This is a genomic window from Streptomyces omiyaensis (assembly GCF_014650895.1).
In the GTDB taxonomy this organism is placed as follows: Bacteria; Actinomycetota; Actinomycetes; order Streptomycetales; family Streptomycetaceae; genus Streptomyces; species Streptomyces omiyaensis.
In genome coordinates this window covers 32,049-57,768 of record NZ_BMVV01000034.1, presented here as the reverse complement: position 1 = coordinate 57,768, position 25,720 = coordinate 32,049, and the positions used below count along the sequence as shown (strand labels likewise).

31 protein-coding genes are annotated in these 25,720 nt (G+C 74.0%); 12 read left to right on the top strand and 19 right to left on the bottom strand.

Annotated features, from left to right (window positions below; genetic code table 11):
• Positions 1-265 precede the first annotated feature (265 nt).
• Positions 266-1,609, top strand: coding sequence for a PP2C family protein-serine/threonine phosphatase (locus IE287_RS34195; RefSeq protein WP_189853162.1), 1,344 nt, complete (start codon positions 266-268; stop codon positions 1,607-1,609).
• 88 nt (positions 1,610-1,697) lie between these two features.
• Here the strand turns inward: IE287_RS34195 and IE287_RS34190 are convergent, their stop codons facing one another.
• The 3 genes from IE287_RS34190 to IE287_RS34180 form a co-directional block, all read right to left on the bottom strand.
• Positions 1,698-2,045, bottom strand: coding sequence for a DUF2516 family protein (locus tag IE287_RS34190; protein ID WP_189853180.1), 348 nt, complete (start codon positions 2,043-2,045; stop codon positions 1,698-1,700).
• Between the two features lie 94 nt (positions 2,046-2,139).
• A complete protein-coding gene (locus IE287_RS34185; protein WP_189853161.1) occupies positions 2,140-2,745 on the bottom strand; it encodes a hypothetical protein in 606 nt (201 codons plus the stop codon).
• 21 nt (positions 2,746-2,766) lie between these two features.
• On the bottom strand, positions 2,767-3,168 hold the full coding sequence (locus IE287_RS34180) for a helix-turn-helix domain-containing protein (RefSeq protein WP_189853160.1): 402 nt from the start codon (positions 3,166-3,168) through the stop codon (positions 2,767-2,769).
• Between the two features lie 103 nt (positions 3,169-3,271).
• Here IE287_RS34180 and IE287_RS34175 point away from each other — a divergent pair, with 103 nt between their 5' ends.
• The 4 genes from IE287_RS34175 (at position 3,272) to IE287_RS34160 (ending at position 6,402) form a co-directional block, all read left to right on the top strand.
• Positions 3,272-3,691, top strand: a complete 420-nt coding sequence (locus IE287_RS34175) for a helix-turn-helix transcriptional regulator (protein ID WP_189853179.1) — start codon at positions 3,272-3,274, stop codon at positions 3,689-3,691.
• Between the two features lie 10 nt (positions 3,692-3,701).
• Positions 3,702-4,109: a VOC family protein gene (locus IE287_RS34170; protein ID WP_189853159.1), complete on the top strand. Its 408-nt coding sequence runs from the start codon at positions 3,702-3,704 to the stop codon at positions 4,107-4,109.
• A 238-nt stretch (positions 4,110-4,347) separates the two neighbouring features.
• Positions 4,348-4,833, top strand: a complete 486-nt coding sequence (locus IE287_RS34165; RefSeq protein ID WP_189853158.1) for a MarR family winged helix-turn-helix transcriptional regulator — start codon at positions 4,348-4,350, stop codon at positions 4,831-4,833.
• Positions 4,834-4,962: 129 nt separating this feature from the next.
• Positions 4,963-6,402 carry an MFS transporter gene (locus tag IE287_RS34160; RefSeq protein ID WP_189853157.1) on the top strand — a complete coding sequence of 480 codons (1,440 nt, stop codon included), beginning with the start codon at positions 4,963-4,965 and terminating at the stop codon, positions 6,400-6,402.
• Between the two features lie 7 nt (positions 6,403-6,409).
• On the opposite strand, the gene IE287_RS34155 is transcribed toward IE287_RS34160, so the two are convergent.
• Positions 6,410-7,192, bottom strand: a complete 783-nt coding sequence (locus IE287_RS34155; protein WP_229883916.1) for a TetR/AcrR family transcriptional regulator — start codon at positions 7,190-7,192, stop codon at positions 6,410-6,412.
• Between the two features lie 118 nt (positions 7,193-7,310).
• Here IE287_RS34155 and IE287_RS34150 point away from each other — a divergent pair, with 118 nt between their 5' ends.
• Positions 7,311-8,261 (top strand): ATP-binding cassette domain-containing protein, encoded by a 951-nt coding sequence (locus IE287_RS34150; RefSeq protein ID WP_189853155.1) that lies wholly within the window; start codon positions 7,311-7,313, stop codon positions 8,259-8,261.
• Positions 8,254-9,024, top strand: a complete 771-nt coding sequence (locus tag IE287_RS34145; RefSeq protein WP_189853154.1) for an ABC transporter permease — start codon at positions 8,254-8,256, stop codon at positions 9,022-9,024. The genes IE287_RS34150 and IE287_RS34145 overlap by 8 nt, the downstream gene beginning before the upstream one ends.
• On the opposite strand, the gene IE287_RS34140 is transcribed toward IE287_RS34145, so the two are convergent.
• Positions 9,021-10,265, bottom strand: coding sequence for a GNAT family N-acetyltransferase (locus IE287_RS34140; RefSeq protein WP_189853153.1), 1,245 nt, complete (start codon positions 10,263-10,265; stop codon positions 9,021-9,023). The genes IE287_RS34145 and IE287_RS34140 overlap by 4 nt on opposite strands.
• Positions 10,266-10,326: 61 nt before the next feature.
• Positions 10,327-10,938 (bottom strand): RsiG family protein, encoded by a 612-nt coding sequence (locus IE287_RS34135; RefSeq protein ID WP_189853152.1) that lies wholly within the window; start codon positions 10,936-10,938, stop codon positions 10,327-10,329.
• A 128-nt stretch (positions 10,939-11,066) separates the two neighbouring features.
• Between IE287_RS34135 and dtd the strand changes: the two genes are divergently transcribed.
• Positions 11,067-11,492, top strand: coding sequence for a D-aminoacyl-tRNA deacylase (gene dtd / locus IE287_RS34130; RefSeq protein WP_189853151.1), 426 nt, complete (start codon positions 11,067-11,069; stop codon positions 11,490-11,492).
• Between the two features lie 101 nt (positions 11,493-11,593).
• Here the strand turns inward: dtd and ygfZ are convergent, their stop codons facing one another.
• The 6 genes from ygfZ to IE287_RS34100 all read right to left on the bottom strand — a co-directional run bounded on the left by ygfZ (position 11,594) and on the right by IE287_RS34100 (position 16,575).
• A complete protein-coding gene (gene ygfZ / locus IE287_RS34125) occupies positions 11,594-12,574 on the bottom strand; it encodes a CAF17-like 4Fe-4S cluster assembly/insertion protein YgfZ (protein WP_189853150.1) in 981 nt (326 codons plus the stop codon).
• Between the two features lie 23 nt (positions 12,575-12,597).
• Positions 12,598-13,035, bottom strand: coding sequence for a Fur family transcriptional regulator (locus IE287_RS34120; RefSeq protein WP_189853149.1), 438 nt, complete (start codon positions 13,033-13,035; stop codon positions 12,598-12,600).
• A gap of 40 nt (positions 13,036-13,075) precedes the next feature.
• Positions 13,076-13,648 carry a heme-binding beta-barrel domain-containing protein gene (locus IE287_RS34115; protein WP_189853148.1) on the bottom strand — a complete coding sequence of 191 codons (573 nt, stop codon included), beginning with the start codon at positions 13,646-13,648 and terminating at the stop codon, positions 13,076-13,078.
• Positions 13,649-13,904: 256 nt separating this feature from the next.
• On the bottom strand, positions 13,905-14,909 hold the full coding sequence (locus IE287_RS34110) for a hypothetical protein (protein WP_189853147.1): 1,005 nt from the start codon (positions 14,907-14,909) through the stop codon (positions 13,905-13,907).
• The gene (locus IE287_RS34105; protein ID WP_229883915.1) at positions 14,906-15,796 is read right to left on the bottom strand and encodes a hypothetical protein; all 891 of its coding nucleotides are present in this window, start codon (positions 15,794-15,796) and stop codon (positions 14,906-14,908) included. Before IE287_RS34105 ends, IE287_RS34110 begins: the two co-directional genes overlap by 4 nt.
• Positions 15,793-16,575 carry a hypothetical protein gene (locus IE287_RS34100; protein WP_229883914.1) on the bottom strand — a complete coding sequence of 261 codons (783 nt, stop codon included), beginning with the start codon at positions 16,573-16,575 and terminating at the stop codon, positions 15,793-15,795. The genes IE287_RS34105 and IE287_RS34100 overlap by 4 nt, the downstream gene beginning before the upstream one ends.
• Before the next feature lie 123 nt (positions 16,576-16,698).
• Here IE287_RS34100 and IE287_RS34095 point away from each other — a divergent pair, with 123 nt between their 5' ends.
• Positions 16,699-17,061, top strand: a complete 363-nt coding sequence (locus tag IE287_RS34095; RefSeq protein ID WP_189853146.1) for a DsrE family protein — start codon at positions 16,699-16,701, stop codon at positions 17,059-17,061.
• Between the two features lie 7 nt (positions 17,062-17,068).
• Here IE287_RS34095 and IE287_RS34090 read toward each other — a convergent pair whose 3' ends face one another.
• From IE287_RS34090 to IE287_RS34060, 7 genes are all read right to left on the bottom strand, one after another.
• Positions 17,069-17,332, bottom strand: coding sequence for a DUF3099 domain-containing protein (locus IE287_RS34090; protein WP_189853145.1), 264 nt, complete (start codon positions 17,330-17,332; stop codon positions 17,069-17,071).
• A 133-nt stretch (positions 17,333-17,465) separates the two neighbouring features.
• On the bottom strand, positions 17,466-17,756 hold the full coding sequence (locus IE287_RS34085) for a DUF1416 domain-containing protein (RefSeq protein WP_189853144.1): 291 nt from the start codon (positions 17,754-17,756) through the stop codon (positions 17,466-17,468).
• A 56-nt stretch (positions 17,757-17,812) separates the two neighbouring features.
• Positions 17,813-18,658, bottom strand: a complete 846-nt coding sequence (locus IE287_RS34080; protein ID WP_189853143.1) for a sulfurtransferase — start codon at positions 18,656-18,658, stop codon at positions 17,813-17,815.
• A gap of 424 nt (positions 18,659-19,082) precedes the next feature.
• A complete protein-coding gene (locus IE287_RS34075) occupies positions 19,083-19,769 on the bottom strand; it encodes an LmeA family phospholipid-binding protein (protein WP_189853142.1) in 687 nt (228 codons plus the stop codon).
• A 125-nt stretch (positions 19,770-19,894) separates the two neighbouring features.
• Positions 19,895-21,229, bottom strand: a complete 1,335-nt coding sequence (locus IE287_RS34070) for a hypothetical protein (RefSeq protein ID WP_189853141.1) — start codon at positions 21,227-21,229, stop codon at positions 19,895-19,897.
• A gap of 10 nt (positions 21,230-21,239) precedes the next feature.
• Positions 21,240-21,494, bottom strand: a complete 255-nt coding sequence (locus IE287_RS34065; protein ID WP_189853140.1) for a MoaD/ThiS family protein — start codon at positions 21,492-21,494, stop codon at positions 21,240-21,242.
• Positions 21,495-21,539: 45 nt separating this feature from the next.
• Positions 21,540-22,346 (bottom strand): alpha/beta hydrolase, encoded by an 807-nt coding sequence (locus IE287_RS34060; RefSeq protein ID WP_189853139.1) that lies wholly within the window; start codon positions 22,344-22,346, stop codon positions 21,540-21,542.
• Positions 22,347-22,578: 232 nt separating this feature from the next.
• Between IE287_RS34060 and IE287_RS34055 the strand changes: the two genes are divergently transcribed.
• The 3 genes from IE287_RS34055 (at position 22,579) to IE287_RS34045 (ending at position 25,716) form a co-directional block, all read left to right on the top strand.
• The gene (locus tag IE287_RS34055; protein WP_189853138.1) at positions 22,579-23,394 is read left to right on the top strand and encodes a response regulator transcription factor; all 816 of its coding nucleotides are present in this window, start codon (positions 22,579-22,581) and stop codon (positions 23,392-23,394) included.
• Positions 23,395-23,466: 72 nt separating this feature from the next.
• Complete coding sequence (locus tag IE287_RS34050; protein ID WP_189853137.1) at positions 23,467-24,489, top strand: LacI family DNA-binding transcriptional regulator; 1,023 nt, start codon at positions 23,467-23,469, stop codon at positions 24,487-24,489.
• A gap of 135 nt (positions 24,490-24,624) precedes the next feature.
• Positions 24,625-25,716 carry a S1C family serine protease gene (locus tag IE287_RS34045; protein ID WP_189853136.1) on the top strand — a complete coding sequence of 364 codons (1,092 nt, stop codon included), beginning with the start codon at positions 24,625-24,627 and terminating at the stop codon, positions 25,714-25,716.
• Positions 25,717-25,720 lie beyond the last annotated feature (4 nt).

Below are 25,720 nucleotides of genomic sequence, written 5' to 3'. Positions count from 1 at the left end.
TGGCCCCGGCCCCGGCGACCCGGCGGGCCCGGCCGCCCGACCTGACGGATCCGGGCCGAGTGACCTTTCTCATGGGTCCGGGGCCCGTCCGCACCCGGTCGGGGCACAACTACCTCCCCATCCGCGGCATATGCCAACGCCGAGCCGCGCGCCCACGGAGTGATCGCCATTCCGCTGCGCGCCGCTCTGCCGCTATGGTCCCGGACGGGCGGGACGCCACCCGGCGCCCGGCGCACCCTCGGGGGAGGGAAGGAAACCCGGACCGATGCCCGTATCCGTACCGCGCCAGAGAAACGTCTCTGCCGCGGGGCAAGGCGAAACCACCTCCATGGGCCCCACCGCCATGGACGCGACCGCCGTGGAAGCCACCGCTGTGACAGACACAGGAACCGGCACAGGAACCGACCGCGACCGCACCGACCTCACCCTCCTGGTCGTCGAGGACGACCCGGCGGGTGCCCTCGCCGTACCCGAACTGCTCGACGCGGCCGGCGCCGCCGGCACCCGGGTCCGCATCCGCACCGCCCGCAACCTCACCGAGGCCGAGCGGCTCCTCACCGACGACGTGCACTGCGTCCTCGTCGACCTCTCGCTGCCGGTGCCCCGGGGCGCGGCCGACGAGGACCCCCTCGCGCCGCTGCGGCACATCCTGCGCCTCGCGCCCCGGCACGCCGTCCTCGCCCTGGCCCCCTCCGCCGACCCGGAGCTGGCCGCCGAGGCGGTCCGGGTCGGCGCCCAGGACCACCTCTTCCGCGAGGAGCTGGACGGGCGGCTGCTGAGCCGCGCCATCCGGTACGCGGTCGAGCGCAAGCGCAACGACGCCGCCAAGGTGAAGCTCGCCGAGTCCCGGCTGCGCGCCCAGGAGAACGCCCGCCTGGAGCGCGGCCTGCTGCCCACCCCGCTCCTGGAGGGCTCCGACCTGCGCTTCGCGGCCAGCTACCGGCCCGGCCGGTCCCGCGCGCTGCTCGGCGGCGACTTCTACGACGTCGTCCGCACCCCGGACGGCACCGTCCACGCCATGATCGGCGACGTCTGCGGCCACGGCCCCGACGAGGCCGCCCTCGGCGTCGAGCTGCGGATCGCCTGGCGCGCCCTGACCTTCGCCGGGCTCTGCGGGGACGAGCTGCTCTCCACCCTCCAGCAGGTCCTGGAGCACGAGCGGGAGAGCGAGGAGATCTTCGCGACCCTGTGCACGGTCGACATCGCCCCCGACGGGCGCCGCGCCGGGCTCTGCCTGGCCGGGCACCCGGCCCCGCTCGTCGCCCACCGGGGCGGCACCGCGCGGCTCCTGCCGTACGAGGACGGGGGCCCGGCCCTCGGCCTGCTGCCGCGCGCCCGCTGGCCGCGCCGGCAGGTCGAGCTGGGCGGGGCGTGGAGCCTGCTCCTCTACACCGACGGTCTGATCGAGGGCCGGACGGCGGGCCCGGGCTCGCCGCGGCTCGGGCAGGACGGCATGGTCGAGATGATCAACCGGCAGCTGAGCGGCGGGCTGAGCGGCGAGGCGCTCCTGGAGGCGGCCATGGCGGAGGCCCGGGCGCTGAACGGCGGCGAGCTGACGGACGACGTGGCCCTGCTGGCGCTGGAACGCGACAGGGCCCGGGGACAGTGATCCCCGGGCCCCGCCCGCGTACGTCCTCCGCGCTCCGCCGGCGGCCCGTTCCCTCCGGGGCCCGCCGGCGGCGCGCCGCCTCCGGGTCCTACCGGCCGCCGTTGTAGGGGCCGTAGGGCCCGTCGCTGCTGGAGCCGCCGCGCCGGCCGCCCCCGCCGCCGCCCATGACCTGCTTGAGCGCGGGCCGCACGTCCACCATGAAGACGATGGCGGCGATCAGGCCGGCGATGAGCAGGAAGAGCAGGCCGGGGAGGAAGAGGTTCAGCGCGAGGTTGACCCCGAGGAGGATCAGCCAGAACTTCTTCGTCTGCTTGTCCGCGGCCCGGTAGGCGTCCTCGCGGACCATCGCCGCGATGACGAACGAGGCGACCGCGAAACCGGTGAAGACCAGGAACATCAGCAGGTTGAGGGTGTTGTCGAACCGGTCCATCAGCATGCTGGACACCGCCTAGGGGGTCAGGGGTACGTGCGCCTCGCGGTCAAGGTACCCGTTCCAACGCTCCGGGCCCCGGAAATCGTGCCCCGGTCCGCTATTCGGTCTCCTCGGAGGCGGCGGGGACGGGGGCCTGCTTCTTCGTGGGGGCCTTGCGGGCGGCGGGCTTGCGGGCGGCCGGCTTCGCGGGCGCCGGCACCTCCGCGACGGCCTCCGCCTCCGCCGCCTCCGCCTCCGCGACCGGCGCGGACTCGGACCCGACGGCCGGCTCCGGCTCCACCACGACCGTGATCTCGGTGGCGGGCCCGGCGGTCTCGCCGCGCCAGGCGCGGACGGTCTCCTCGCCGCGGGCGGCGACCTCCTCGTACTTCTCGCGCGCCTTGACCGCGTACTCGGCGGCCACGCCGACGCCCCGCAGGGCGAGGTCCTGCGCGGTCTCGCCGAGCTTCTTCAGGTCGGTGTCGAGGCCGCCGACGACCTCGGCGACCTTGGCCTGGACGACGGCCTGGGCCTCCTTGGCCCGGCCGGCGACCTTCTCCTGCACGGCCTTCGGGTCGGTGGCGCGGACGGCCTCGATCCGGCCCGGCGCCTCGGCGGCGAGCTGCTCGATCAGGCCGGGCACCTTACGGGCCTGCCGGACGGCGAGGTCGGCGGTGCCGGCGGCGAAGTAGAGGGGGGTGCGCAGTTCGTCGATGAGGGGCATGCTGGGGGTCCTCCCGTGGGCTCACTGTCCGGAAGCTTCCGGCTCCGCTGCGGTCCGGGCCGCGCTCTCCGCCGCGTTCTCCTTGCGGAAGGAGTCGTAGATCTGGAGCAGCACCTGCTTCTGCCGCTCGCTGATCGAGGGATCGGCCAGGATGACGGCCCGCGTCTCCAGGTCCTCCACGGCCTTCTCGTCGAGGATCCCGGCCCGCACGTAGAGCGTCTCGGCCGAGATCCGCAGCGCCTTGGCGACCTGCTGGAGCACCTCGGCGCTGGGCTTGCGCAGCCCGCGCTCGATCTGGCTCAGGTACGGGTTCGACACCCCGGCCGCGTCGGCGAGCTGCCGGAGCGAGAGCTGCGCGGTGCGCCGCTGCTCGCGCAGGTACTCGCCGAGGCTGCCGAGATTGCCGACGTTGAGCGAAGCCATGCCCGGTAGCCTGCCACCGCCTGCTAACTATTGCAAGCACTTGCTTGCAATAGTGCTCGCGGCGTGTCGGCCGCCCCGCTACCGTGGACCCGTGGCCACCCGCATACCCCTCGACGACCTCCGGCGCCTGCGCAAGGCGCGGGACCGGATGGACCGGGACTACGCGCAACCGCTCGACGTGCCGGCGCTCGCGCGGACGGCCCTGATGTCGGCCGGGCACTTCGCGCGGAGCTTCCGCAGCGCCTTCGGGGAGACCCCGTACAGCTATCTCATGACCCGCCGGATCGAGCGCGCCAAGGCCCTGCTGCGGCGCGGGGACCTGTCGGTGACGGACGTCTGCATGGAGGTGGGGTGCACCTCCCTCGGCTCCTTCAGCTCGCGCTTCACCCAGCTGGTGGGCGAGACGCCGAGCGCCTACCGGGCCCGCGAGCACGGCGCCGACGCCGCCCTGCCCGCCTGCGTCGCCAAGGTGGTCACGCGACCGGTCAGGAACGGAGAAGCGCGGCCCGGCGACGCTCCCTAGGTTGGAGCGCATGGACATCAACCTGCACCAGTGCTTCATCGCCGTCGACGACCACGAGGCCGCCCTCGGCTTCTACCGCGACGCGCTCGGCTTCGAGGTCCGCAAGGACGTGGACTTCGGCGGGATGCGCTGGGTGACCCTCGGGTCCCCCGCCCAGCCCGACGTCGAGATCGTCCTCGAACCGCCGCTGGCCGACCCCGGCGCCACCGAGGAGGACCGCAAGGCCGTCACCGAGCTCCTCGCCAAGGGCCTGCTGCGCGGGGTCAACCTCCGCACGGCCGACGTCGACGCGGCCTTCGAGAAGGTCCGGGCCGCGGGCGCGGACGTGCTCCAGGAGCCGATCGACCAGCCGTACGGCGTCCGCGACTGCGCCTTCCGCGACCCGGCCGGGAACATGATCCGCATCGCCCAGGCCTGACCGCCGCCCCGCTCCGGACCCCGGGCCCGCCCGCCCCGCCGGGCCCGCCCCCGCCCCGGCGCGGACCGGCCCGGTTCCGGCGCGGACCGATTCCGGTGCGGCCCGGCCCGGTTCCGGCGCGGGCCGGCCCGGTTCCGGCGCGGACCGGCTCCGACTCCGGCTCCGGCTCCGGCTCCGGCAGGAATCCGTCCGCTTCCGGACCGTCCGGAACGGATCGTTTCTGATTACCCTGGCGGGCATGACCGCCATGAGCCCCCGCCGCAGCGAGCCCGATCTCTCCTACCTCCTCGACCACACCAGTCACGTCCTGCGCACCCGCATGGCGGCGGAGCTGGCGGAGATCGGGCTCACCGCCCGGATGCACTGCGTCCTCGTCCACGCCCTGGAGGAGGAGCGGACCCAGGCGCAGCTGGCCGAGATCGGCGACATGGACAAGACGACGATGGTCGTCACCGTGGACGCCCTGGAGAAGGCCGGGCTCGCGGAGCGCAGGCCGTCCCGCACGGACCGGCGGGCCCGCGTCATCGCCGTCACGGAGGCGGGGGCGCGGGTCGCGGAGGAGAGCCGGCGGATCGTGGACGGCGTGCACGCGGGCGCCCTCGGCGCGCTCCCGGACGAGGAGCGGGAGGCGCTGGTCCGCGCCCTGGGGCGACTGGCCGAGGGGCACCTGAGGACTCCGGCCGAGGGGCCGGCGACCACCCGCAGGGCCCGCCAGAAGAGCTGAGCCGCACCCCGCGACCGGAACCCGCCCATCAAGTTCCGTAAAAAATAGTCTGCAACAAAACCTTCTGCTAGCGTCTCTCCTGTCGCCTCCCCGCGCCGTCGCGCACCTCCAGGGACAGGAGAGATCCCCATGCGTGCCCAGCCCCGCTCGCTCGCGCTCACCGTGCTCGCCAGCGCCATGCTCATGACCGTCCTCGACGGCAGCATCGTCACCGTCGCCATGCCCGCCATCCAGTCCGACCTCGGCTTCACGCCGGCCGGACTCAGCTGGGTCGTCAACGCCTACCTGATCGCCTTCGGCTCGTTCCTGCTGCTCGCCGGCCGGCTCGGCGACCTCCTCGGGCGCAAACGGATGTTCCTCGCCGGAACGGGCGTCTTCACCGCCGCCTCCGTCCTCGCCGCCGTCGCGGGCTCCCCCGCCGTCCTGATCGCCGCCCGCTTCCTCCAGGGCGCGGGCAGCGCGATGTCCTCCGCCGTCAGCCTCGGCATCCTCGTCACGCTCTTCACCGCACCGCGCGAACGCGCCCGTGCCATCGCCGTCTTCAGCTTCACCGGCGCCGCCGGGGCCTCCCTCGGCCAGGTCCTCGGCGGGCTCCTCACCGACGCCCTCTCCTGGAACTGGATCTTCTTCATCAACCTGCCGATCGGCGTCGCCGCGATCGCCCTCGCCGCCCGCGTCCTCCCCTCCGACCGGGGCCTCGGACTCCGCGCCGGCGCCGACGCCCTCGGCGCGCTCCTGGTCACCGCGGGCCTGATGACCGGCATCTACGCGGTCGTGCGCGTCGAGGAGCACGGCGCCGGCTCCGCACACACCCTCGGCCTCGGCGCCCTCGCCCTCGCCCTACTCGCCGGCTTCCTGGTCCGCCAGCGACTGGCCGCCACCCCGCTGATGCCGCTGCGGATCCTCCGCTCCCGCGCGGTCGCCGGCGCCAACCTGGTCCAGCTCCTCATGGTCGCCGCGCTGTTCTCCTTCCAGGTCCTGGTCGCCCTCTACCTCCAGAAGGTCCAGGGGTACGGCGCCACCGCGACCGGCCTCGCCATGCTGCCCGCCGCCCTCGTCATCGGCGCCGTCTCGCTCGGCGCCGCGGCCCGCCTCATCACCCGCTTCGGCGAGCGCGCGGTGCTGCTCACCGGCATCGCCCTGCTGGTCGGCGTGCTGGGCCTGCTGGCCCGGGTGCCCGTGCACGCCTCGTACGCCGTCGACCTGCTCCCGGTGATGCTGCTCGCCGCCGGCTTCGGCCTGGCGCTGCCGGCCCTGACCGCGCTCGGCATGTCGGGCGCCGACGAGGCCGACGCGGGCCTCGCCTCCGGCCTCTTCAACACCACGCAGCAGATCGGCATGGCGCTCGGCGTCGCCGTCCTCACCACCCTGGCCGCCGCCCGCACCGAGGCGCTGGACGCGGCCGGCCGGAGCACGGCGGAGGCCCTGACCGGCGGCTACCGGCTCGCCTTCGCGGTCGGCGCCGGACTGCTGCTCGCCGCCCTCGCGGTGGCGGCGGCCGTGCTCCGCCCCCGGAAGGCCGCGGCCCCGGACCGCACCGCCGAGGGCGCGGTCACCACGGCCGCCTGACCGGACCTCAGGACGCGCGGCCCTCCACGAGGGCCGCGACGCCGTCCAGGATCCGGGCCAGACCGAAGCGGAAGTCGTCGTCCGGATCGTCGGCCCGGTCCAGGATCCCCGAGTCGATCACCTTCGCCACCTGCGGGAACACGGCCGGGTCGACCAGCCGGCGCAGGGTCCGGCTGTACTGGAGCATGGCCTCCTGGGGCGCGGCCCCGGAGGCCTCCACCGCCTCCGCCAGCTCCACCATCACCAGCGCGTCGTTCTTCACGAACCCGGACACGAGCAGCGTCACCGCCAGCTTCTCGCCCTCGTCCAGGCCGGTGCCGGCCATCGCGAGCAGCATCTGCTCCCACCAGGCCACCCCGTTCGGGGTCGCGGGCGGCCCGGAGACCGGCACCCGCAGCAGCCACGGGGAGCGCCGGTAGATCTCCCGCAGCGCCAGGGCCACCCGCTCCAGTCCGGTGCGCCAGCCGGCCTCCGGGTCCACGAGTCCCTCCGGCGGGCCGCCCGTCGCCGCCTCCTGCATCAGCACGTACAGCTCGCTCTTGGCGGAGACGTACCGGTAGAGGGACATCGTCGAGACGCCCAGCTCCTTGGCGACCCGCCCCATGGAGACGGCGGCGAGCCCCTCCGCGGAGGCGAGGGCGACGGCCGCGGCGACGATCCGGTCGAGACTCAGTCCCGGCCGGGGGCCCTTGGTGGGCCGCTCGCGCAGTCCCCACGCGGCCTCGATGGACGGCGGAAGAAACGTCCCGCCGTCCCCCGGGGCCGCCTTCGCGTCCTTGTCGCCCGACATCCGCGTCGCCTCCGCACCTCGCTCGCTTGACGCCCATCCTAGTAATGCGTAACCCTTACACAGTAACGCGTATGGCATACGCAGTACGCCTCAGGGCGCCACGCAGAAGGGGACACCCATGCCTCCCGCCATCGAGACCGCCGGCCTGACCAAGAGCTACGGCTCCGTCCGCGTCCTCGACTCCCTCGACCTCCGCGTCGACACCGGTACCGTCTTCGCCCTCCTCGGCCCCAACGGCGCGGGGAAGACCACCACCGTCCGGATCCTCACCACCCTCACCGCCCCCGACGGCGGCCACGCGCGCGTGGCGGGCCACGACGTCGTCGCCGAACGCCGGGCCGTCCGCCGCGCGATCAGCCTCACCGGCCAGTACGCCGCCGTCGACGAGACCCTGACCGGCGCCGAGAACCTCCGCCTCGCCGCCCGCCTCTCCGGCCTGCCCCGGAGGGCCGCCGCCCGCCGCGCCGACGAACTCCTCGAACGCTTCGGGCTCACCGGGGCCCGCGACCGGCGGACCGCCGCCTACTCCGGAGGCATGCGCCGCCGCCTCGACCTCGCCGCCGGCCTCGTCCGCGACCCCGGCACCACCCGCGTCGTCTTCCTCGACGAACCCACCACCGGACTCGACCCGCGCAGCCGCCAGGAGCTCTGGGACGTCGTCCGCGAGCTGTCCGGCCACGGCACCACCGTCTTCCTCACCACCCAGTACCTGGAGGAGGCCGACCGGCTCGCCCACCGCATCGCCGTCCTCGGCGGCGGCCGGACCCTCGCCGAAGGCACCGCGGAGGAGCTGAAGAACCGTTACGCGGGCCACCGCCTCGACCTCGTCGCCCGCGACCGGGACGCCTACCTCCGCCTCACCCCGCACGCCACCGCCCACACCCCCGCCACCCTCACCCTCGGCGTCCCCACCGACGGCAGCGCCGCCCACGTCCGCACCCTGCTCGACGCGCTCGACCCGCACCGCACCGACATCGAGCGCTTCACCCTGCACAGCGCGACCCTCGACGACGTCTTCCTCGCCCTGACCGGCCCCGACGGCACCGAGAAGGAGCCCAGCCATGTCTGACACCGCGGCGAACGGCCTCGCCACCGCCACCGCCCTCGCCGGGCGCGGCATCCTCCTCAGCCGGCGCAACCTCGACGCCGTCATCACCTCGCTGATGCTGCCGGTGATGCTCATGCTGGTCTTCGTCTACTTCTTCGGCGGGGCCATCGACACCGGCGACACCCGGTACGTCACCTACGTCGTCCCCGGCGTCCTCGTCCTGTGCGCCGGCTTCGGCGCCGCCGGCACCGCCGTCTCCGTCAGCGAGGACATGCGGCGCGGCACCGTCGACCGCCTGCGCACCCTCGACGTCGGCGCCGTCCCCTTCCTCGCCGGCCACGTCGTCGCCGCCGTCGCCCGCAACGCCCTCGCCACCACGCTCGTCCTCGGCGTCGCCGCCCTCATCGGCTTCCGCCCCGCCGCCACCGCCGCCGGCTGGCTCGCCGCCATCGGCCTGCTGCTCGCCTACATCACCGCCGTCTCCTGGCTGGCCGCGGCGGCCGGACTCGTCGCCCGGACGCCCGAGGCCGCGGGCGCGGTCACCTTCTTCATGATGTTCCTGCCCTACCCGAGCAGCGCCTTCGTCCCCATCGACACCATGCCGGACTGGCTGCACGGCTTCTCCGAGCACCAGCCCGTCACCCCGCTCATCGAGTCGATGCGCGGCCTGCTCCTGGACCAGCCGGTCGGCGGCGCGGCCTGGACGGCACTCGCCTGGTGCGCGGGCCTCCTCGCCCTGGCGGTCGCCGCCTCCGGCGCCCTCTTCCGCCTCCGCACCCGCTAGAAGACGTCCGGGGAGAACGGCCGCAGCGGCGTCCGGAACAGCAGGTCGGCCCGGGCCGCCGCGCCCGGCACCGCCTCCTCGACCAGGCCGAGCAGCGCCAGGCGCACCGCCGACTCGTCGCCGAGCACCAGCCGGGACAGCTCCGCCACGTCGAGCACCAGCTCCGCCGAGGCGGTCGTCGGGGCGCACGAGGCCCCCTCCGGGGAGGCGTCGAGCCGGTACCGCCCCGCCGCGAACCCGTCGCCGTCCCTCACCTCCAGGACCAGCGCGTCCTCCACCGGATACGTCCGCTCCTCCAGGACCCGCGCCACGTCGAGGATCCGCAGCCACAGCATGTCCGCGTGGGACACGGTCAGCGCGGCCCGCGGGTCCGGCAGCAGCAGCGGCAGCGGGTCGTCCGGCGGCCGCTGCCCCGACCGCACGGTGACCACCCAGTCGACCGAGCAGACGAACCGCCACAGCGCGTGCTCGGCCGCCGGCGTCGCCGCGATCAGGTCCCGCACGGTCAGCGTGTTCTCCGGCTGCCTGCCGTCGCTCCACTTGTCGTCGCAGCGGTACGACACGTACCCCTCGGGCTCCCCGGACGCCGAGCGGTACACCGCGTAGTACGGCTCCGTCCACGACTCCGGCCGGTGGCCGAGGCCCGTGCCCACGTCCCAGGTCCGCGCGGACCGGTCGGTGACGCCGGCCCGGACGCCCGCGAGCCGCCGGTGCACGGCGGGCCCGATCCGGCGGACCTCCGCCGCGTCCGCGAGGTCGATCCGGCCGCCGTCCCCGGGACCGCCGCCGCGCCGCGGGTCGAGACCGGCCCGCCGCAGGTCCACCCGCCACTCGGTGGTCCAGCTCGCCGGGCCGAAGCCGTACCGGCCGTAGATCGGGTACTCGGCGGCGATCAGGGTCGCGACCGCGTCACCCCGCTCCCGGGCGGCCGCGAGGTCCAGCGCCATCAGCCGGCTCAGCAGCCCGCGCCGCCGGTGCGTCGGCGCCACCGTCACCTGGGTGACCGCGTCCGAGACGAGCGTGCCGCCGCCGACGGTGCTCAGCTCCTGCCGGAAGGAACGGAAGGTGGCGACCACCCGTCCCCCGTCCACCGCGGCCAGGGTCCGGTCCAGATCCACGTGCGGCAGCCGGTCGGCGACCAGCCCGTCCGGGACCACCGGCTCGTTCAGGAAGCCCGTCCTCAGGGCCCGCAGCCAGTCGGGGAATTCGGACTCGGTCACCGCGCGCAGTTCGACAGACATCCTCCGACCCTACGCACGCCGGACCGTGCCGCCACGGGGTTTTCCGCGGCCCCGGCACCGGTCAGGCCAGCAGGTCGTCGACCTGCGCCTCGCCCTCCCGGTAGCGGCGGGCGATCTCCGCCCCGCAGTCGTCCGCGGTCCGCTGGAGCGACTGCCGGCGCCGCGAGACCTGCTGCTCGTACCCGGCGAGCCGCCCCATCGCGGTGTGCAGCTCCTCGTCCGTCCGGGCCGTCAGGTCCGACAGCTCGACCTCCGACAGCATCTCGGCCGCCAGCCGCCGGTACTCCTCGCCGCGCGGCGTGGAGAGCGTCACGTGCCGGGCCGAGGAACGGTGCCGCGACGGCACGTCCGCCAGGATCTCCGAGAGCCGGTCGAGCACCGGCGCCTCCGGGTCGGTCCGGCGCGCCAGCTCGGCCCGCAGGATGTCGATCCGGCCCTGGAGCATCCGCCGTACGTAACTGAGATCGGCCTCGTCGCTCTGCGCGTCCCGGCGCAGCGCCCGCAGCTCGGACAGGCGCAGCCCGCCCAGCTCGGGTCCCGGGCGGCCGGACGGCCCCGGCTCCGCGGTCCGCTGCGCGGGCGGCCGCGCGACCGGCCCGCCGGGCACCGCGCCGGCGGCGCGGATCAGCGGTACGGGGCCGGACGGCGTCGGCCCGGTGCTGGATGCACTCATGAGAATCGTCCCCTCGACCGGTGCGCAGCCGCACCGCCTCCTGGCATGGTGCCACCCCCGCACGCGCGCGTGCAGGCGCTCTGCACCCGTTCGGCCCCCAGAAATCCCCGATCGGTAAGTTGGGACGCATGCGAGCTGTGGTGCAGAGAGTGGACGGCGCGAAGGTCGTCGTCGCAGGGGAGACGGTCGGCGAGATCACCGGCGAGGGGCTGTGCGTCCTGGTGGGCGTCACCCACGACGACACTCCGGAGAAGGCCGCCCAATTGGCCAGAAAGCTCTGGTCCGTCCGGGTCCTGGAGGACGAGAGGTCCTGCTCCGACGTGGACGCCCCGCTCCTGGTGATCTCCCAGTTCACGCTCTACGGCGACGCCCGCAAGGGCCGCCGCCCCACCTGGAACGCCGCCGCCCCCGGCCCCGTCGCCGAACCCCTCGTCGACGAGGTCGTCGCCCAGCTGCGGAAACTCGGCGCCCGCGTGGAGACGGGCCGCTTCGGGGCCGACATGCGCGTCAGCCTCACCAACCACGGCCCGTTCACCGTCCTCGTCGACGTCTGACCGGCGCCGGACGCCGGGCGGGCCCGGACCCGTGCCCACGGCGCCCGGCCTGCGTCCCGACCCACGGCGTCCGGGCGGAGTCCCGGCCCACGGCGTCCGGCCTACGGCTCGACGACGGTCTCCTGCGCGGCGGCCGTCGTCCCGGCGATCAGCGGCGCGTCCACCGGAACGTTCCGCTTCACCAGCGCCAGGGCGATCGGCCCCAGCTCGTGGTGGCGGACCGCCGACGTCACGAACCCGAGCTGCCGGCCCTCCGGCCCCTCCGAGGCCAGCCGCAGCGGTGTGCCGTGGCCCGGCAGCGTCACCTCGCTGCCGTCCAGGTGCAGGAAGACCAGCCGCCGCGGCGGCTTGCCCAGGTTCTGCACCCGGGCCACCGTCTCCTGGCCCCGGTAGCAGCCCTTCTGCAGGTGCACCGCGGTGCCGATGAGCCCGACCTCGTGCGGGATCGTCCGGTGGTCGGTCTCGAAGCCGAGCCGCGGCCGGTGCCCCTCGACCCGCAGCGCCTCGTAGGCGAGGACGCCGGCGGCCGGCCCGTGCGCGGCGGCGAAGGACTCCAGCTCCGCGCGCGGCAGGAACAGGTCGCGCCCGTACGCGGTCTCCCGGACGACCGCGCCCCCGGGCGCCCCGGCGGTGGACCCGGCCGGCAGGTGCACGACGGCGAACTCCTCCGTCCGGTCGGCGACCTCCACCCGGTAGAAGAACTTCATCGACTCCAGGTAGGCGATCAGCTCGTCCCGCGTCCCCGGCTCGACGTGCGCCCAGACCGTCTCGCCGTCGTCGACGAGGGAGAGGGCGTGCTCGATGTGCCCGTTCGCGGAGAGGATCAGCGCCTCGGTGGCCTGACCGGCCGGAAGGTCGCTGACGTGCTGGGTGAGCAGCAGGTGCAGCCAGCTCAGCCGGTCGTCGCCGGTGACGGTGACGACGCCCCGGTGGGAGAGGTCGACGAAACCGGCGCCGTCGGCGAGGGAGCGCTGCTCGCGGAACAGGTCGCCGTAGTGTGCGGCGACGCCTTCGTCCCGCCCTTCGGCGGGAACGGCGCCGGGCAGGGACAACAGAGGGCTGTGCGGTGAAGGTCGCTGCATGGGAAAAGCCTACGACTCCGCCGTCACGACCCCGCGGCGGCGGCCTTGCGGGAGCAGTCGGCACAGCGGCCGAAGATCGCGAAGTGCTTCATGTCCGTCTCGAAACCGAAGGTCTCGCGGAGCTTCCCGGTGAAGTCGGCGGCCACCTCCACGTCCGCCTCGATCACCTCCGAGCAGTCCCGGCACACCAGGTGGAGGTGGTGGTGCCGGTCCGCGAGGTGATAGGTCGGGGCGCCGTGGCCCAGGTGCGCGTGGCTGACCAGCCCGAGCTCCTCCAGGAGCTCCAGGGTCCGGTACACGGTGGAGATGTTCACCCCGGAGGCGGTCTTCCGCACCTCGACCAGGATGTCGTCGGGCGTGGCGTGTTCCAGCGCGTCCACCGCCTCCAGGACAAGCTGGCGCTGGGGCGTCAGCCGGTAGCCGCGCTGCCGCAGGTCGCTCTTCCAGTCGGTGCTCACCACGCCCCCCAGTGTAGGAGGGCGCGGCGCGACACCGGAGGTCCTACTTGAAGAAGGCGATGCCGTCGTCGGGCATGTCCGGGAGGTTGCGCGCCATCTCGGCGACCTCCTCCGGGCTGACGACCTTCTTCAGGTGCGCCGACATGTAGGGGCGGAGCGGGACCTCGGGGGTCGCCTTCTCGCCGACCCACATCAGGTCGCTCTTCACGTAGCCGTAGAGCCGCTTGCCGCCGGAGTACGGGCCGGAGGCGGCGGTACGGGCCACGGCATCGGTCGCCAGGTCGATCTGCGGCTTCTGGTCGGCGAGCTCGCCGTACCAGACCTCGACGACGCCGTCGTCGCGGACCATGACGACCTCGACCTTGCGGTCCTTGTCGATCCGCCAGTAGCCGCTCTCGCTCTCCAGCGGACGGACCTTGTTGCCCTCCTGGTCCAGGACCCAGGAGTGCGAGTGGTACTCCAGGAAGTCCCGGCCGTCGTGGCTGAACGTCACGGACTGGCCGAAGTTGCACTTCTCGGCGCCGGGGAAGTCGGAGACGCCGGCGCCCTCCCAGGTTCCGAGGAGGAACGCGAGCGGGACGAGGGCCGGGTCGAGGTCGGACGGGATCTGGATCATGAGCGGCTCAGACGATCTGTGAAGAGGGATCGGTGCAGGAGGGTGACCGGAGGGGTCAGCGCTGGCCCTGGTACAGCTTCTTCACGGTCAGCCCGGCGAAGGCGAGCACGCCGACGGCGACCAGGACCAGCAGGGTCTCGAAGAAAATGATCACAGGGTGCTCCTCGGCTGAGCGGTGGAGGCGGAACGGGCCGGACCCCAGCTTAGTGGGCGGGGGCCCGGCCCACTCGGTGAGGTGGGTCTCCCGGCGGCGCCGTCAGCCGAGCAACTGCGCCTGGAGGGTCACGGTCTGCTGGAACGGCACCGTCGCCACCCCGTCCTTCCGGGCCAGGGTGACGAGCGCGATGCTGTCGCCGGCCTGCACGTAGGCGAACCGGGTCTGCTCGGGGCCGTACGGCTGCTGCTCCCGGTAGGCGGAGATCCGGACGTCCGGGACCTCGATGTCGTCCGGGAAGGCCTCCGGGAGGACCAGCTCGACCCCGTCCGGCAAGGTCTTCACGCCGTCGGTGGAGTAGCCGCCGCGGATCACCTCGTCCTCGAACTGCTGGGCGTGCGCCACGGAGGTGAAGCGCAGCACGTGGACGGAGGTCCGGGTGCCGTCCGGCATCGTCCAGCCCCGGGCCGCGACGTGCCGCAGCGCGGAGTCGGCCAGCGCCTGCCGCATCTCGCCGCGGAAGTCCTTCCCGTACAGGGCGAGGTACCGCTCCGTCGGGACGAAGCCGCCGGTCAGCCGCGCGTCGGAGGTCGCCCCGGCCGGCTCGGGGAGCAGCAGGCGGCGGGTGTCGGCCCAGTGGATCTCGGCGTCGTTGGCACCGGTGAAGGGGCGCGGGCGGTCGGCGGGCAGGGCGGGCAGCGAGAGCGCCGGGTACGCCCAGCGGCCGTCGCTCTCGGTGGCGAGCCCGGGCACCTGGTGCCGGTCGAGCGAGGTGATGCCGAGCGCCGTGCCGGCGCCGACCCCGCCGCACACCACGGCGGCCGCCGTCCAGCGCGCGACCGCCCGCAGCACGCGACGCCCCCGCGGGGCCGCGGCGGGCACGACGACGGCCTCTGCACCCGTACCGGCGGGGGCCGCCTCGGTGACGGGGACGGCCGCAGGCTCCGGCCCGGTGCCGGAGACCGTCGCGGGCGCGGTATCGGTGGCGGGCGCGGAGGCCGCGCCGGCCTCGGGCCGTCCGGCGGCCGGGGCCGGCGCGGCCGGCTCCGGGGCCTCGGCGGCCCCGCCCTCCGGTGCCGCGCGTCCGTCCGTGAGCTGGTCGGTCATACGTACTCCCCCGGAGATGCGATGTGCTTGAGCTGCTGGGCGAGGAGCTCGGCCACGTCGTCGTCGTAGCCGGGTCCGGACGCGTACGCGTGGACGGAGACCAGCACCTCGCCGTCGTAGGCGGTGCAGGTGAGCACCCGGAGCTGCTCCTCCACCCACTCCTCCTCGCCCTCCTCGACCTCCGGCAGGCGGGAGCAGGTGGCGGTGCGCTCGTACCCCTCGACCACGGGCCCCTTGAGCAGCCCGCCCCACTCGGCGAACTCCTTCTGCTGGTCGAAGAAGCCGCGGATCAGCTTCCTGTCCTTCATCCGCATGACGGAGACCTCGATCTGGATGCCTCCGTCGTAGGCCGCGTACGTGCGCAGGGCGAGGCCCTGGAGGCCGAGCTTGTCGACCTCCTTCTCCCAGGCCCGGCGCTTCTTGCCGTACGTCCCGCGCCCCGCGTCCTTCAGCCGGTCCACGGCCTGCTCGGCGCCGACCTCGGCGTCGTTGCCGTACCCGACGACGTCCGACCCGAGGCCGTAGCCGAAGGGGGTGGGCAGCAGGAGCCTGCTCAGCGGCGTGGAGGCGCGGCCCCGGTCGATTCCCTCGGCCGGGTCCTTCGCCCCGGCGCGCGGCGCGGGCTCCTCCCAGGCGACGGTCGGGGCCGTGCGGTCCGCGCGGTCGACGGTGACCGCGGTGTAGGCGGTCCCGCCGCCGATCACGCCGAGGAGGGCCAGAGCGGCCAGCGCCTTGCGCAGGATCCGCCGCCGGCCGGTGGGCCCGTCCCCGCCGGTCTCCGGAGCCGGGCCGTCGGTCCCCGCCGGATCCGGCACGGCATCCGTGCCGGTCGTGCCGGCCTTCTCCGCGTGGGTCCTCTCCGTGTCGGTCTTCTCCGTGTCGTTCACAGGCGCCCCAGCTGCTGCTCGGCCAGAGAACGGATGTCCTTCTCGGCGATCTTGCGCGTGTCGAAGATGACGACGGCGACGGCGAGGTCGCCGCGCTGGGCGTAGGCCCGCGCCTCGTAGAGGTCCAGGTAGCCCGCCTTCCGCTGCACCGGGTAGACGTAGAAGAGGCCGTCGGACGAACCCTTCAGCGGCTCGCCCGCGTAGCCGGCCTCCCCGTCGCCGGACGCGTACCTCTGCTGGTCCTCGACGAATTCCCGGGCACCGATCTCCGAGCCGGGCCGGTACTGGACCAGCTCCACGCCGACCGACCGGTTCCCCTTCTCCCAGGAGCGGGCCGCGACGCGCCGGACGCCGTTCTCCAGCTGGAACTGGAGCGCCGTGCCGGGGCGGGTGTAGCCCTGCACCCACGCGGAGAGCGACACCCAGCCGTCCCAGCGCCCCTTCTTCGTGCCCGCGGGGCGCGGCACCAGCAGCTTCCGCAGGTCACCCTGGAACTTCGCCTGGCGGTCCTGCGAGGCCGCGAGCGGGGCGGGCTCCTGCCCCTTCGGCAGCGGCTTCACCGGGTACGCGAGGCCCGGCTGGTTCAGGGGCGGGAGCGGGGTGGGCTCGCGCTGGGCCTGCACGCCGTAGCCGACGGCCGTGCCGCCGACGAGGCCGAGGACGGCGGCGACGGCGATCAGGCCGAGCGTGCGGACGGCCCGGCGGCGCGGAGCCGTCCGGCCCGACGGCTCCGGGCCTGGTTCCGGCGCGGGCGCCGGAGCGTTCCGGGCGGATTCCACCGCGTCCGAGGCTTCCAAATCATTCCCTCCACGAGAAGTGAACGGCGGATTCCGTCATCCGCGCACCCACCTGACCCGTGAGGTGTGCATGAGGTTGCACGCCGCCGCATTACAGTTCGGCATATGGCGAAGAAGCTCGTGATCAAGGTGACCGCCGGGGCCGACGCCCCGGAACGCTGCTCCCAGGCCTTCACCGTGGCCGCCGTCGCCGTCGCGAGCGGCGTCGAGGTGTCGCTGTGGCTGACCGGCGAGTCCTCGTGGTTCGCCCTCCCGGGCAGGGCAGCCGAGTTCGAGCTCCCGCACGCCGCGCCGCTGCCGGACCTCGTCGACTCGATCCTGGCCGCCGGCCGGATCACCCTGTGCACCCAGTGCGCGGCCCGCCGCGAGATCACCGAGAAGGACGTCCTGGAGGGCGTCCGCATCGCGGGCGCGCAGGTCTTCGTCCAGGAGGCCATGGCCGACGACGCCCAGGCCCTCGTCTACTGATCCGGTCCTACCGGTCCCGGCGCTTCCTGCCGTCGAGCTCGTCCCACCACTCGTCCGACTGCGGGTCCCCCGAGGGGTCGTCCCACCACCGGTCCTCGGGCCCCCGCCGGTTGGCGACCATCGCGGCCACGGGCGGAATCACCATGGCCACGACGCACATGCCGACGGCGACCGGCATCGAGAACAGCCGCACGACGGCCCAGGCGCCCACGAAAAGCACCAGGCAGGCACCCATCATCCAGAAGTAGACGTGCCGACGCCGTGCGTACACCCCTCCAGCGTACGTCCGCGCGCCCCGCGCGGACAGACCGGAGGGCCGTGCCCCGAGTCCTGGTGATGGCGTCCAACCCCCCAGGAGGCACGGCCCTCCGGCCGTTCGTGGACCGCGCGCGCGGTCGGGTCGCTCAGACCGCGATCGCGACGTCCGTCAGGCTGCCCGTCTCGCTGACGACGACCTTGCGGTCGGCCTGGGCGCCGGGGACGAGGGCCCGGAGGGTCCACTCGCCGGTGGCCGCGTAGAAGCGGAACTGGCCGGTGGCGGAGGTGGGGACCTCGGCCGTGAACTCGCCGGAGGCGTCCAGGAGGCGCACGTAACCGGTGACGGGCTCGCCGTCCTTGGTCACCTGGCCCTGGATGGCGGTCTCACCGGGCTTGAGGGTGCTGACGTCGGGGCCGCCGATCGGAGCTCCACACATGTTCTCTGTCCTGTCCTAGAGGGGTCCTGGGGAGGGGAAGGCCGTGCCGGCCCTGCTCAGCCGTTGGCGCCGAGCTCGATCGGAACGCCGACGAGGGAGCCGTACTCGGTCCACGAGCCGTCGTAGTTCTTGACGTTCGGGACCTCGAGGAGCTCGTGCAGGACGAACCAGGTGAGCGCGGAGCGCTCACCGATGCGGCAGTAGGCGACGGTGTCCTTCGCCAGGTCGACCTGCTCGGCCTCGTAGAGGGCCTTGAGGTCGTCGTCCGACTTGAAGGTGCCGTCGTCGTTGGCGTTCTTCGACCACGGGATGTTGCGGGCGGACGGGACGTGGCCCGGGCGCTGCGACTGCTCCTGCGGGAGGTGGGCCGGGGCGAGCAGCTTGCCGGAGAACTCGTCGGGCGAGCGGACGTCGACCAGGTTCTGGGTGCCGATCGCGGCCACGACGTCGTCGCGGAAGGCGCGGATGGAGAGGTCCTGGGCCTGGGCCTTGTACGCGGTGGCCGGGCGGGCCGGGACCTCGGAGCCGTCGACCAGGTCGCGGGAGTCGAGCTCCCACTTCTTGCGGCCGCCGTCGAGGAGCTTGACGTCCTGGTGGCCGTAGAGCTTGAAGTACCAGTAGGCGTAGGAGGCGAACCAGTTGTTGTTGCCGCCGTAGAGGACGACCGTGGTGTCGTTGCCGATGCCCTTGGCCGAGAGGAGCTTCTCGAAGCCCTCCTGGTCGATGAAGTCGCGGCGGACCGGGTCCTGGAGGTCCTTGGTCCAGTCGATCCGGATCGCGTTCCGGATGTGGTTCTTGTCGTAGGCGGCGGTGTCCTCGTCGACCTCGACGATCGCGACGGCCGGGTTGTCGAGGTTGGCCTCGACCCAGTCGGCGTCGACCAGTACGTCGCTGCGAGCCATGCTTTTCTCCTCCGGGGCAGTGTGCGGCGGTGTGGTGCGGGGGTGGGGCATGTGCGGGTACGCGTCGTGAGCGTCCGCCCGACGGCGTGGTGCTGCGCGTTTCGGCCGCGACCGCGGGGTCGGCGGGCCGGGGGAATACGGGCGCGGAGCGCGTCCCGCTCAGACGGAGCGACAGAGCATGGCGGCGATGCGGCACAGGTCTACTGCCCGCCGCTTCGTGAGTTCCGCCTGTCGCTTCATGCCGTCGATCGTAGGGACGGACAGGCGGCCGTGTCACCGGCGTGTCGTATTTTGAGACGCGATCGTCCGAAGTGTGGGACCGGATGCGGATCGGAGCAGGTCCCGGGCGCCGGCGGACTGCCGTCCGCCCGCTTGCTTCTGCGGATCGGACGCGACCGTCTCAGCATGTGAAAGTGGGCCCGTCTCAGCCCGCGATGGCGACGTCCTTGCCGGTCACGGTGACCGCCAGCCCCTCGGGGCGGGGCTCCACACCGGTGACCCGCATCCCGGCGACCTGGCCGAGCGGACGCTCGAAGTCGGTGCGCTCGCGGATCATGTCCTCCAGGAACGGGATGCCCTCGCCGGGCACCTCGTCGGCCCGGACCTTGACCGTGCCGCCCGCGCCGAGCGTGACCGAGGAGACGACGGTACGGGTCACCTTGCGGCCCAGGACCTCGACGCTGCCCGTCACCTTCACCTTGCCGGGGCCGCCGTACTCCATGGCGGTGGCGCGCTCGGAGGCGGCGACGAGGTCGGCGTAGGAGATGAGCGCCGTGCCGGTCGCGGAGCCGGCCCGGAAGCCGTCCCAGTCGCCGGTGACGGTGACGTTCCGCAGGTCGACGGTGAGCTCGCCGATCCGGACGGGCTTGCCGCCGGCCTGGGTGTGGACGCCCTTCGCGACCACCTCGACCTCGTCGAAGCGCTCGTCGACGGCCTGCGTGAGGAAGGGGAAGCCCTTGATGTCGACCTCGACGGACTCGGTCCGGCCGCCGGCGAGCGAGGCGCGTCCCGCGACCTCCGACTCGGCCCAGGTGGCGGCCAGCCGGTCGGCGCCCAGCAGGAGCCCGCCCAGCACGACGGCCACGACTGGCAGGATCCGCAGTGCTCGCATGGCTGACTTCCCCCGTTTGCCGAAGATGTGTGCCGGCCCCCCGGCACGAAGATCGACGTGCCGGGGGGCCGGGTGGTTCCCGGTGCCCCCGGGCGGCGCGGTCGGGCCGGTGTCCGGCCGCCCGCTCAGACCAGGGCGCGGCCGAGAAGGTACACGGCGGGCGCGGCCGCCGTCAGCGGCAGGGCCACGCCCGCGGTCATGTGGACGAAGCGGGACGGGTAGTCGTAGCTGGCCACCCGGAGGCCGACGAGCGCGCAGACGCCGGCGGCGAGGCCGAGGAGCGCCCCGGAGGAGCCCATGCCGCCGAAGGTGCCGGCGGCGACGCCCGCGCCGGCGGCGGCGAGCAGCGAGACGACCAGCGAGACGGGGCCGGGCAGCGGGAGCGCGCGGGCGAGGACGGTCGCGGCCACCGCGGCGGAGCCGGCCACCACCGCGTCCGGCTCGGCGCCGAGGTGCCCGGCGGCGAGGACGGCGAGCGCGGACGAGGCGACCGTGGCCATGAGGCCGTACATCCGCTCGTCGGGGTCGGCGTGGCTGCGCAGCTGGAGGACCAGGCAGAGCAGGACCCAGACGCCGAGGGTGCCGAGGATCGCGGCGGCGGCGTGCTCGCGGCCGGTGGCCAGGAGGGCTCCGTCGGCGACGAGCCCGCCGAGGAAGGCGAGGGCGATGCCCTGGCGGGCGGGCCACATGCCGTTGAGCCGGAACCAGCCGGCGGCGGTCAGCGACTGGAGCGCGACCAGCGGCAGGAGGAGTCCGTACGGGCCGAGCGCGGCGCCGCCGGCGAGCAGCAGGCCGAGGACGGCGGTGAGCGCGGCGGGCCGCATGCCGGGCTCGATGATCGGCGACCGGCCCTCGGCACGCGCGCGCTGGGCGTCGGTGATCCGGGTGTTGCCGGAGGTGGTCGGCGAGGAGTACGCGGGTCCGCCGTCGGCCGGCGGGGCCGCGGCGGCCTCCGGCTCCGGGGCGGCCACGGCGGACGGCTGCGGCTCGACGGCCGGCGCGGGCTGCGCGGGGTGCGCGGGGTGCGCGGCCTGCGGCCGCCCGTACGGCTGGGCGTACGGCTCCTGGGCGTGGGCCTGCGGGGCGTACGGCTCCTGGGCGTACGCCTGCGGGGCGTACGGCTCCTGGCCGTAGGCCTGCGGGGGCGCCGGCTGCGGCTGCCCCGCCTGCGGGTACGCCTGCCCGTGGGCCTGCCGCCCGTACGCCGGCTCCTGCGGGTACGCCCCGGTGCCGTACCCGCCGTCCTGCGGGGCCTGGGCGACGTAGGACGGCGGGGCCGCCGGGGCCGGGTGCGTCTGCGGGGCCTGGTGGCCGTCGCCGTACCCGTACGCCTGCTCCTGCGGCCGGACCGCGGGCTGGTACGTGGTGTCCCACGTCTGGCCCTCCCAGGTCTGGGTGACCGAGGGGTCGTACGCGTTCGGGTCGTGCGGCCTGCCGCCGTACTGCTGCTCGTTGCTCATGCTGTGGGGTTCACCCTCCTGCGAACGGGGGGAGCACCTCGACCGTGCCGCCCTCGGCAAGCCGTACCGTCTCATGGCTCCGGGTCCCGACCGGGTCGCCGTCGACGAGGAACGAGCACCGCCGGAGCACCCGGACGAGCTCGCCCGGGTGGTTCGCGCGGGCCGCTTCCAGGGCCTCGGCGAGGGTCTCGGCGGTGTACGGCTCCTCGGCGACCCCGGCGGCGGCCTTGGCCGCGGCCCAGTAGCGGATGGTTCCCGCTGCCATAGCGGCGCTCCCTTCGTTCGTGTGCGCGCCGCTCCCCATGATGGGCTATCGGCGGACGAGCCAGGCGCCGAGCCGGTCGAGCAGCTCCTCGCCGGCCGCGTTCTCGGCGTGTCCCATGCCGGGCTCCAGCCACAGCTCCGCGCCGCCGGCGGCGGCGAGCGTCCGGGGGTGGTCGAGGGGGAAGTAGGCGTCCCGGTCGCCGTGCACGACGAGCAGCGGGACGGGCGCGATCCTGGCGGCGGCCTCCACCGGGGAGAGCGGGACGGGGTCCCAGGCGCGCCGGTCGATGCGGGTGCGGAACCCGTAGCGGCCGACGAGGCGGCCTGTGGGGCGGGTGACGACCCAGTGGAGGCGGCGCATGGGGGCCGTGCCCCGGTAGTACCAGCGGGCGGGGGCGGAGACCGCGGCGACCGCGTCGGGCCCCGTGCCGGTGCCGCGGTCGAGGGCGGCCTGCCGCAGGACGACCGAGCCGCCCATGGAGAAGCCGACGGTCGCCACGCGCGCGTGGCCCTGCTCACGGGCCCAGCGGACGGCGGCGGCGAGGTCCAGGACCTCCCGGTCGCCGACGGTGGAGAGGCCGCCGGAGCCGCCGTGGCCGCGGAAGGAGAAGGTGACGACGGCCGCCGCGTGCCGGCCGAGGGTCTCGGCGGCGCGCCGGACGGCGGGCCGGTCGAGGGAGCCGGTGAAGCCGTGCGCGACGACGACCGCGGTGTCGGCGACGCTGTCCGGAGAGGGTTCGTACACCGCCTCGATACGGACGCCGTCATCCGTCCGCAGCATTGCGCGGCGAGGTCCGGAAGTGAGCGAGGAAACATCCATCATGTGAAATCGGCCCTCTGCCTCGGAACTCATGTGGGCTATTCTCCTTGCAGAGGATCCGGGCGACGTCGCCGCCGGGTCCTTTTGCGTTTTCCGGCCGTTGTTACGGACGGATGAACAAAAGCTCTCAGGGCGCGAGAGCCGCACGTGAGACCGCAGTACCGCAGACGTCCTCGCAGGGACCGAGGAGGAACCGACGTATGGACGAGCGTACGAAGCACGACCGACCGACGAGGCCGACGATCCGGACAGGTGGAGTGTCGCGATGAGTTCTCTGCTGCTTCTGACCAACGCCCTCCAGCCGTCGACCGAGGTGCTGCCCGCCCTCGGTCTGCTGCTGCACAACGTGCGGGTGGCCCCGGCGGAGGGCCCGGCGCTGGTGGACACCCCGGGCGCCGACGTGATCCTCGTCGACGGCCGGCGGGACCTGCCGCAGGTCCGCTCGCTGTGCCAGCTGCTGCGCTCCACCGGCCCTGGCTGTCCGCTGGTCCTCGTGGTCACGGAGGGCGGCCTGGCGGCCGTCACCGCGGACTGGGGCATCGACGACGTGCTGCTCGACACGGCCGGCCCGGCCGAGGTCGAGGCCCGGCTGCGGCTCGCCCTGGGCCGTCAGCAGATCGTCGCGGACGACTCCCCGATGGAGATCCGCAACGGCGACCTGTCGGTGGACGAGGCCACGTACAGCGCCAAGCTGAAGGGCCGGGTCCTGGACCTGACCTTCAAGGAGTTCGAGCTGCTGAAGTACCTGGCGCAGCACCCGGGCCGGGTCTTCACCCGCGCGCAGCTGCTCCAGGAGGTGTGGGGGTACGACTACTTCGGCGGCACCCGGACGGTCGACGTCCACGTGCGGCGGCTGCGCGCGAAGCTCGGTCCCGAGCACGAGTCGCTGATCGGCACCGTCCGCAATGTGGGATACCGCTTCGTGACGCCCGAGAAGGTCGAGCGGGCCGCCGAGGAGGCGCGGGCCAAGGAGGCGAAGGAGCCGGCCGGGACGAAGGGGGAGGAACCGGGGCAGGACACCCGGGAAGAGGCCCGCTCCGGTGCCGGAGTCAAGGGCGCCACGGCCGACACCGCCCGTTAGGGGGACGGTAACGTGGCGTATGCCACAGTGCGACCTGCCGGTAGGTAGGTCACCCCGCGTAGACTTCCGCGCGTGGCCAAGGTGACGCGGGATGACGTAGCGCGACTGGCGGGTACTTCGACCGCGGTCGTGAGTTACGTCATCAACAACGGACCCCGGCCGGTCGCCCCGGCCACGCGCGAGCGTGTCCTCGCAGCCATCAAGGAGCTGGGCTACCGGCCCGACCGGGTGGCCCAGGCGATGGCGTCCCGCCGCACGGACCTCATAGGCATGATCGTCCCGGACGCGCGCCAGCCCTTCTTCGCGGAGATGGCGCACGCGGTCGAACAGGCCGCCGCCGAGCGCGGGAAGATGGTCCTGGTCGGCAACTCGGACTACCGCACCGAGCGCGAGATCCACTACCTGCGGGCCTTCCTCGGCATGCGGGTCTCCGGACTGATCCTGGTCAGCCAGGGCATGAGCGAGCAGGCCGCGAGCGAGATCGAGGCCTGGGACGCGCGCGTGGTGCTGCTGCACGAGCGGCCCGAGGCGATCGACGACGTGGCCGTCGTGACCGACGACATCGGCGGCGCCCAGCTCGCCACCCGGCACCTCCTGGAGCACGGCCACCCCTACGTGGCCTGCCTCGGCGGCGTCCCGAACACCCCCGCCGTCGGCGACCCGGTCGCCGACCACGTCGAGGGCTGGCGGCGCGCCATGCAGGAGGCCGGCCGCTCCACCGAGGGCCGGCTCTTCGAGGCGCCGTACAACCGCTACGACGCCTACCAGGTGGCCCTGAAGCTGCTCGCGGGCCCCGACCGGCCGCCGGCGATCTTCTGCTCCACCGACGACCAGGCCTTCGGCGTGCTGCGGGCCGCCCGCGAGCTGCGCATCGACGTGCCGACGGAGCTGGCCGTGGCGGGCTTCGACGACGTCAAGGAGGCGGCGCTCACCGACCCGCCGCTGACCACCGTCTTCTCCGACCGCCCGGCGATGGCCCGGGCCGCCGTGGACCTGGTCCTCGACGACGCGATCCGCGTCGCGGGATCGCGCCGCGAGCGCGTCAAGCAGTTCCCGTCGGCCCTGGTGATCCGCCGCTCCTGCGGCTGCCGCTGACACGGACGGGGCGGCACCCCCGCCCCGTCCCCATGCGCCGCCCCCGTCCGTCTTTATTTCGGGCATACAGGGTTCTGTCGGGCTTCTCAGCCGCTCCTCAGACGGTTCTCATCTCGCACGCCGAGAGTCGGAGCCATGACGGACCACCAGCAGCCCCAGCAGCCGTACCACCCGCCGCGCCCGCCCTACGAGCCGACGCGGCCGATCAGCACCGAGCCGGGCACCACCGTGTGGCCGTCCGGATCCGGCGGCGGGTACGCCCCTCCCCCGGCCGGCCCCTCGTACGCGACGGCCGGCCCGGCGCCCACCGCCTCCCCCGTCCCCCACCGCCGCGCCCGGCGCGGGGTCGGCCTGATGGCGGCGGTGGCCATCGCCGCCGCGGCCGTCGGCGGCGGCACCGCGACCCTCGTGCAGCAGCTGACCGCGGACTCCCCCGCCACCGCCGCGTCCTCCTCCGCCGTGAGCGGCACCAACGTCTCCGCGAGCAGCACCGGCACGGTCGCCGGCGTCGCCGCGGCGGTCTCCCCCTCGATCGTCGAGATCTCCGCGAGCTCCGCCTCCGGCAAGTCCACCGGTTCCGGCGTGATCCTCACCGCCGACGGCGAGATCGTCACCAACAACCACGTGATCTCCGGGGCCTCCGAGATCACCGTGCAGACCAGCGACGGCAAGACCCACCGGGCCGAGGTCGTCGGCAAGGACCCCGACAAGGACCTCGCCCTCATCAAGCTCCAGGGCGCCTCCGGCCTGAAGGCCGCCGCCCTCGGCGACTCGTCGAAGGTGCGGGTCGGCGACGAGGTCGTCGCCATCGGCTCCCCCGAGGGCCTGACCGGCACCGTCACCAGCGGCATCGTCTCCGCCCTCGACCGCGACGTCACGGTCGCCAAGGACGACGAGGGGAGCGAGGCCGGCGGCCAGGGCGGGCAGCAGCAGTGGGACCCGCGCCAGGGCTGGCCGTTCGAGTTCGGCGGACAGCAGTTCAACGGCGACACCGGCTCGTCGAAGACCACCTACAAGGCGCTCCAGACCGACGCCTCGCTCAACCCGGGGAATTCCGGCGGCGCGCTGATCAATATGAACGGCGAGATCATCGGCATCAATTCGGCCATGTATTCGCCCAGCTCTTCGAGCGGTTCCACCGCGGGAAGCGTGGGCCTCGGATTCGCCATCCCGGTGGACACCCTCAAGGCCGACCTCGACACCCTCCGCTCGGGGGGGCAGAGCTGAACGC

What these genes read in the sequence shown, in the direction of transcription:
- IE287_RS34195 (WP_189853162.1), top strand. Translation starts at nt 266, where the DNA reads ATGCCCGTATCCGTACCGCGCCAGAGAAACGTCTCTGCCGCGGGGCAA.
- IE287_RS34190 (WP_189853180.1), bottom strand. Translation starts at nt 2,045, where the DNA reads ATGCTGATGGACCGGTTCGACAACACCCTCAACCTGCTGATGTTCCTG.
- IE287_RS34185 (WP_189853161.1), bottom strand. Translation starts at nt 2,745, where the DNA reads ATGCCCCTCATCGACGAACTGCGCACCCCCCTCTACTTCGCCGCCGGC.
- IE287_RS34180 (WP_189853160.1), bottom strand. Translation starts at nt 3,168, where the DNA reads ATGGCTTCGCTCAACGTCGGCAATCTCGGCAGCCTCGGCGAGTACCTG.
- IE287_RS34170 (WP_189853159.1), top strand. Translation starts at nt 3,702, where the DNA reads ATGGACATCAACCTGCACCAGTGCTTCATCGCCGTCGACGACCACGAG.
- IE287_RS34165 (WP_189853158.1), top strand. Translation starts at nt 4,348, where the DNA reads ATGACCGCCATGAGCCCCCGCCGCAGCGAGCCCGATCTCTCCTACCTC.
- IE287_RS34160 (WP_189853157.1), top strand. Translation starts at nt 4,963, where the DNA reads ATGCGTGCCCAGCCCCGCTCGCTCGCGCTCACCGTGCTCGCCAGCGCC.
- IE287_RS34155 (WP_229883916.1), bottom strand. Translation starts at nt 7,192, where the DNA reads ATGTCGGGCGACAAGGACGCGAAGGCGGCCCCGGGGGACGGCGGGACG.
- IE287_RS34150 (WP_189853155.1), top strand. Translation starts at nt 7,311, where the DNA reads ATGCCTCCCGCCATCGAGACCGCCGGCCTGACCAAGAGCTACGGCTCC.
- IE287_RS34145 (WP_189853154.1), top strand. Translation starts at nt 8,254, where the DNA reads ATGTCTGACACCGCGGCGAACGGCCTCGCCACCGCCACCGCCCTCGCC.
- IE287_RS34140 (WP_189853153.1), bottom strand. Translation starts at nt 10,265, where the DNA reads ATGTCTGTCGAACTGCGCGCGGTGACCGAGTCCGAATTCCCCGACTGG.
- IE287_RS34135 (WP_189853152.1), bottom strand. Translation starts at nt 10,938, where the DNA reads ATGAGTGCATCCAGCACCGGGCCGACGCCGTCCGGCCCCGTACCGCTG.
- dtd (WP_189853151.1), top strand. Translation starts at nt 11,067, where the DNA reads ATGCGAGCTGTGGTGCAGAGAGTGGACGGCGCGAAGGTCGTCGTCGCA.
- ygfZ (WP_189853150.1), bottom strand. Translation starts at nt 12,574, where the DNA reads ATGCAGCGACCTTCACCGCACAGCCCTCTGTTGTCCCTGCCCGGCGCC.
- IE287_RS34115 (WP_189853148.1), bottom strand. Translation starts at nt 13,648, where the DNA reads ATGATCCAGATCCCGTCCGACCTCGACCCGGCCCTCGTCCCGCTCGCG.
- IE287_RS34110 (WP_189853147.1), bottom strand. Translation starts at nt 14,909, where the DNA reads ATGACCGACCAGCTCACGGACGGACGCGCGGCACCGGAGGGCGGGGCC.
- IE287_RS34095 (WP_189853146.1), top strand. Translation starts at nt 16,699, where the DNA reads ATGGCGAAGAAGCTCGTGATCAAGGTGACCGCCGGGGCCGACGCCCCG.
- IE287_RS34085 (WP_189853144.1), bottom strand. Translation starts at nt 17,756, where the DNA reads ATGTGTGGAGCTCCGATCGGCGGCCCCGACGTCAGCACCCTCAAGCCC.
- IE287_RS34080 (WP_189853143.1), bottom strand. Translation starts at nt 18,658, where the DNA reads ATGGCTCGCAGCGACGTACTGGTCGACGCCGACTGGGTCGAGGCCAAC.
- IE287_RS34075 (WP_189853142.1), bottom strand. Translation starts at nt 19,769, where the DNA reads ATGCGAGCACTGCGGATCCTGCCAGTCGTGGCCGTCGTGCTGGGCGGG.
- IE287_RS34070 (WP_189853141.1), bottom strand. Translation starts at nt 21,229, where the DNA reads ATGAGCAACGAGCAGCAGTACGGCGGCAGGCCGCACGACCCGAACGCG.
- IE287_RS34065 (WP_189853140.1), bottom strand. Translation starts at nt 21,494, where the DNA reads ATGGCAGCGGGAACCATCCGCTACTGGGCCGCGGCCAAGGCCGCCGCC.
- IE287_RS34060 (WP_189853139.1), bottom strand. Translation starts at nt 22,346, where the DNA reads ATGAGTTCCGAGGCAGAGGGCCGATTTCACATGATGGATGTTTCCTCG.
- IE287_RS34055 (WP_189853138.1), top strand. Translation starts at nt 22,579, where the DNA reads ATGAGTTCTCTGCTGCTTCTGACCAACGCCCTCCAGCCGTCGACCGAG.
- IE287_RS34045 (WP_189853136.1), top strand. Translation starts at nt 24,625, where the DNA reads ATGACGGACCACCAGCAGCCCCAGCAGCCGTACCACCCGCCGCGCCCG.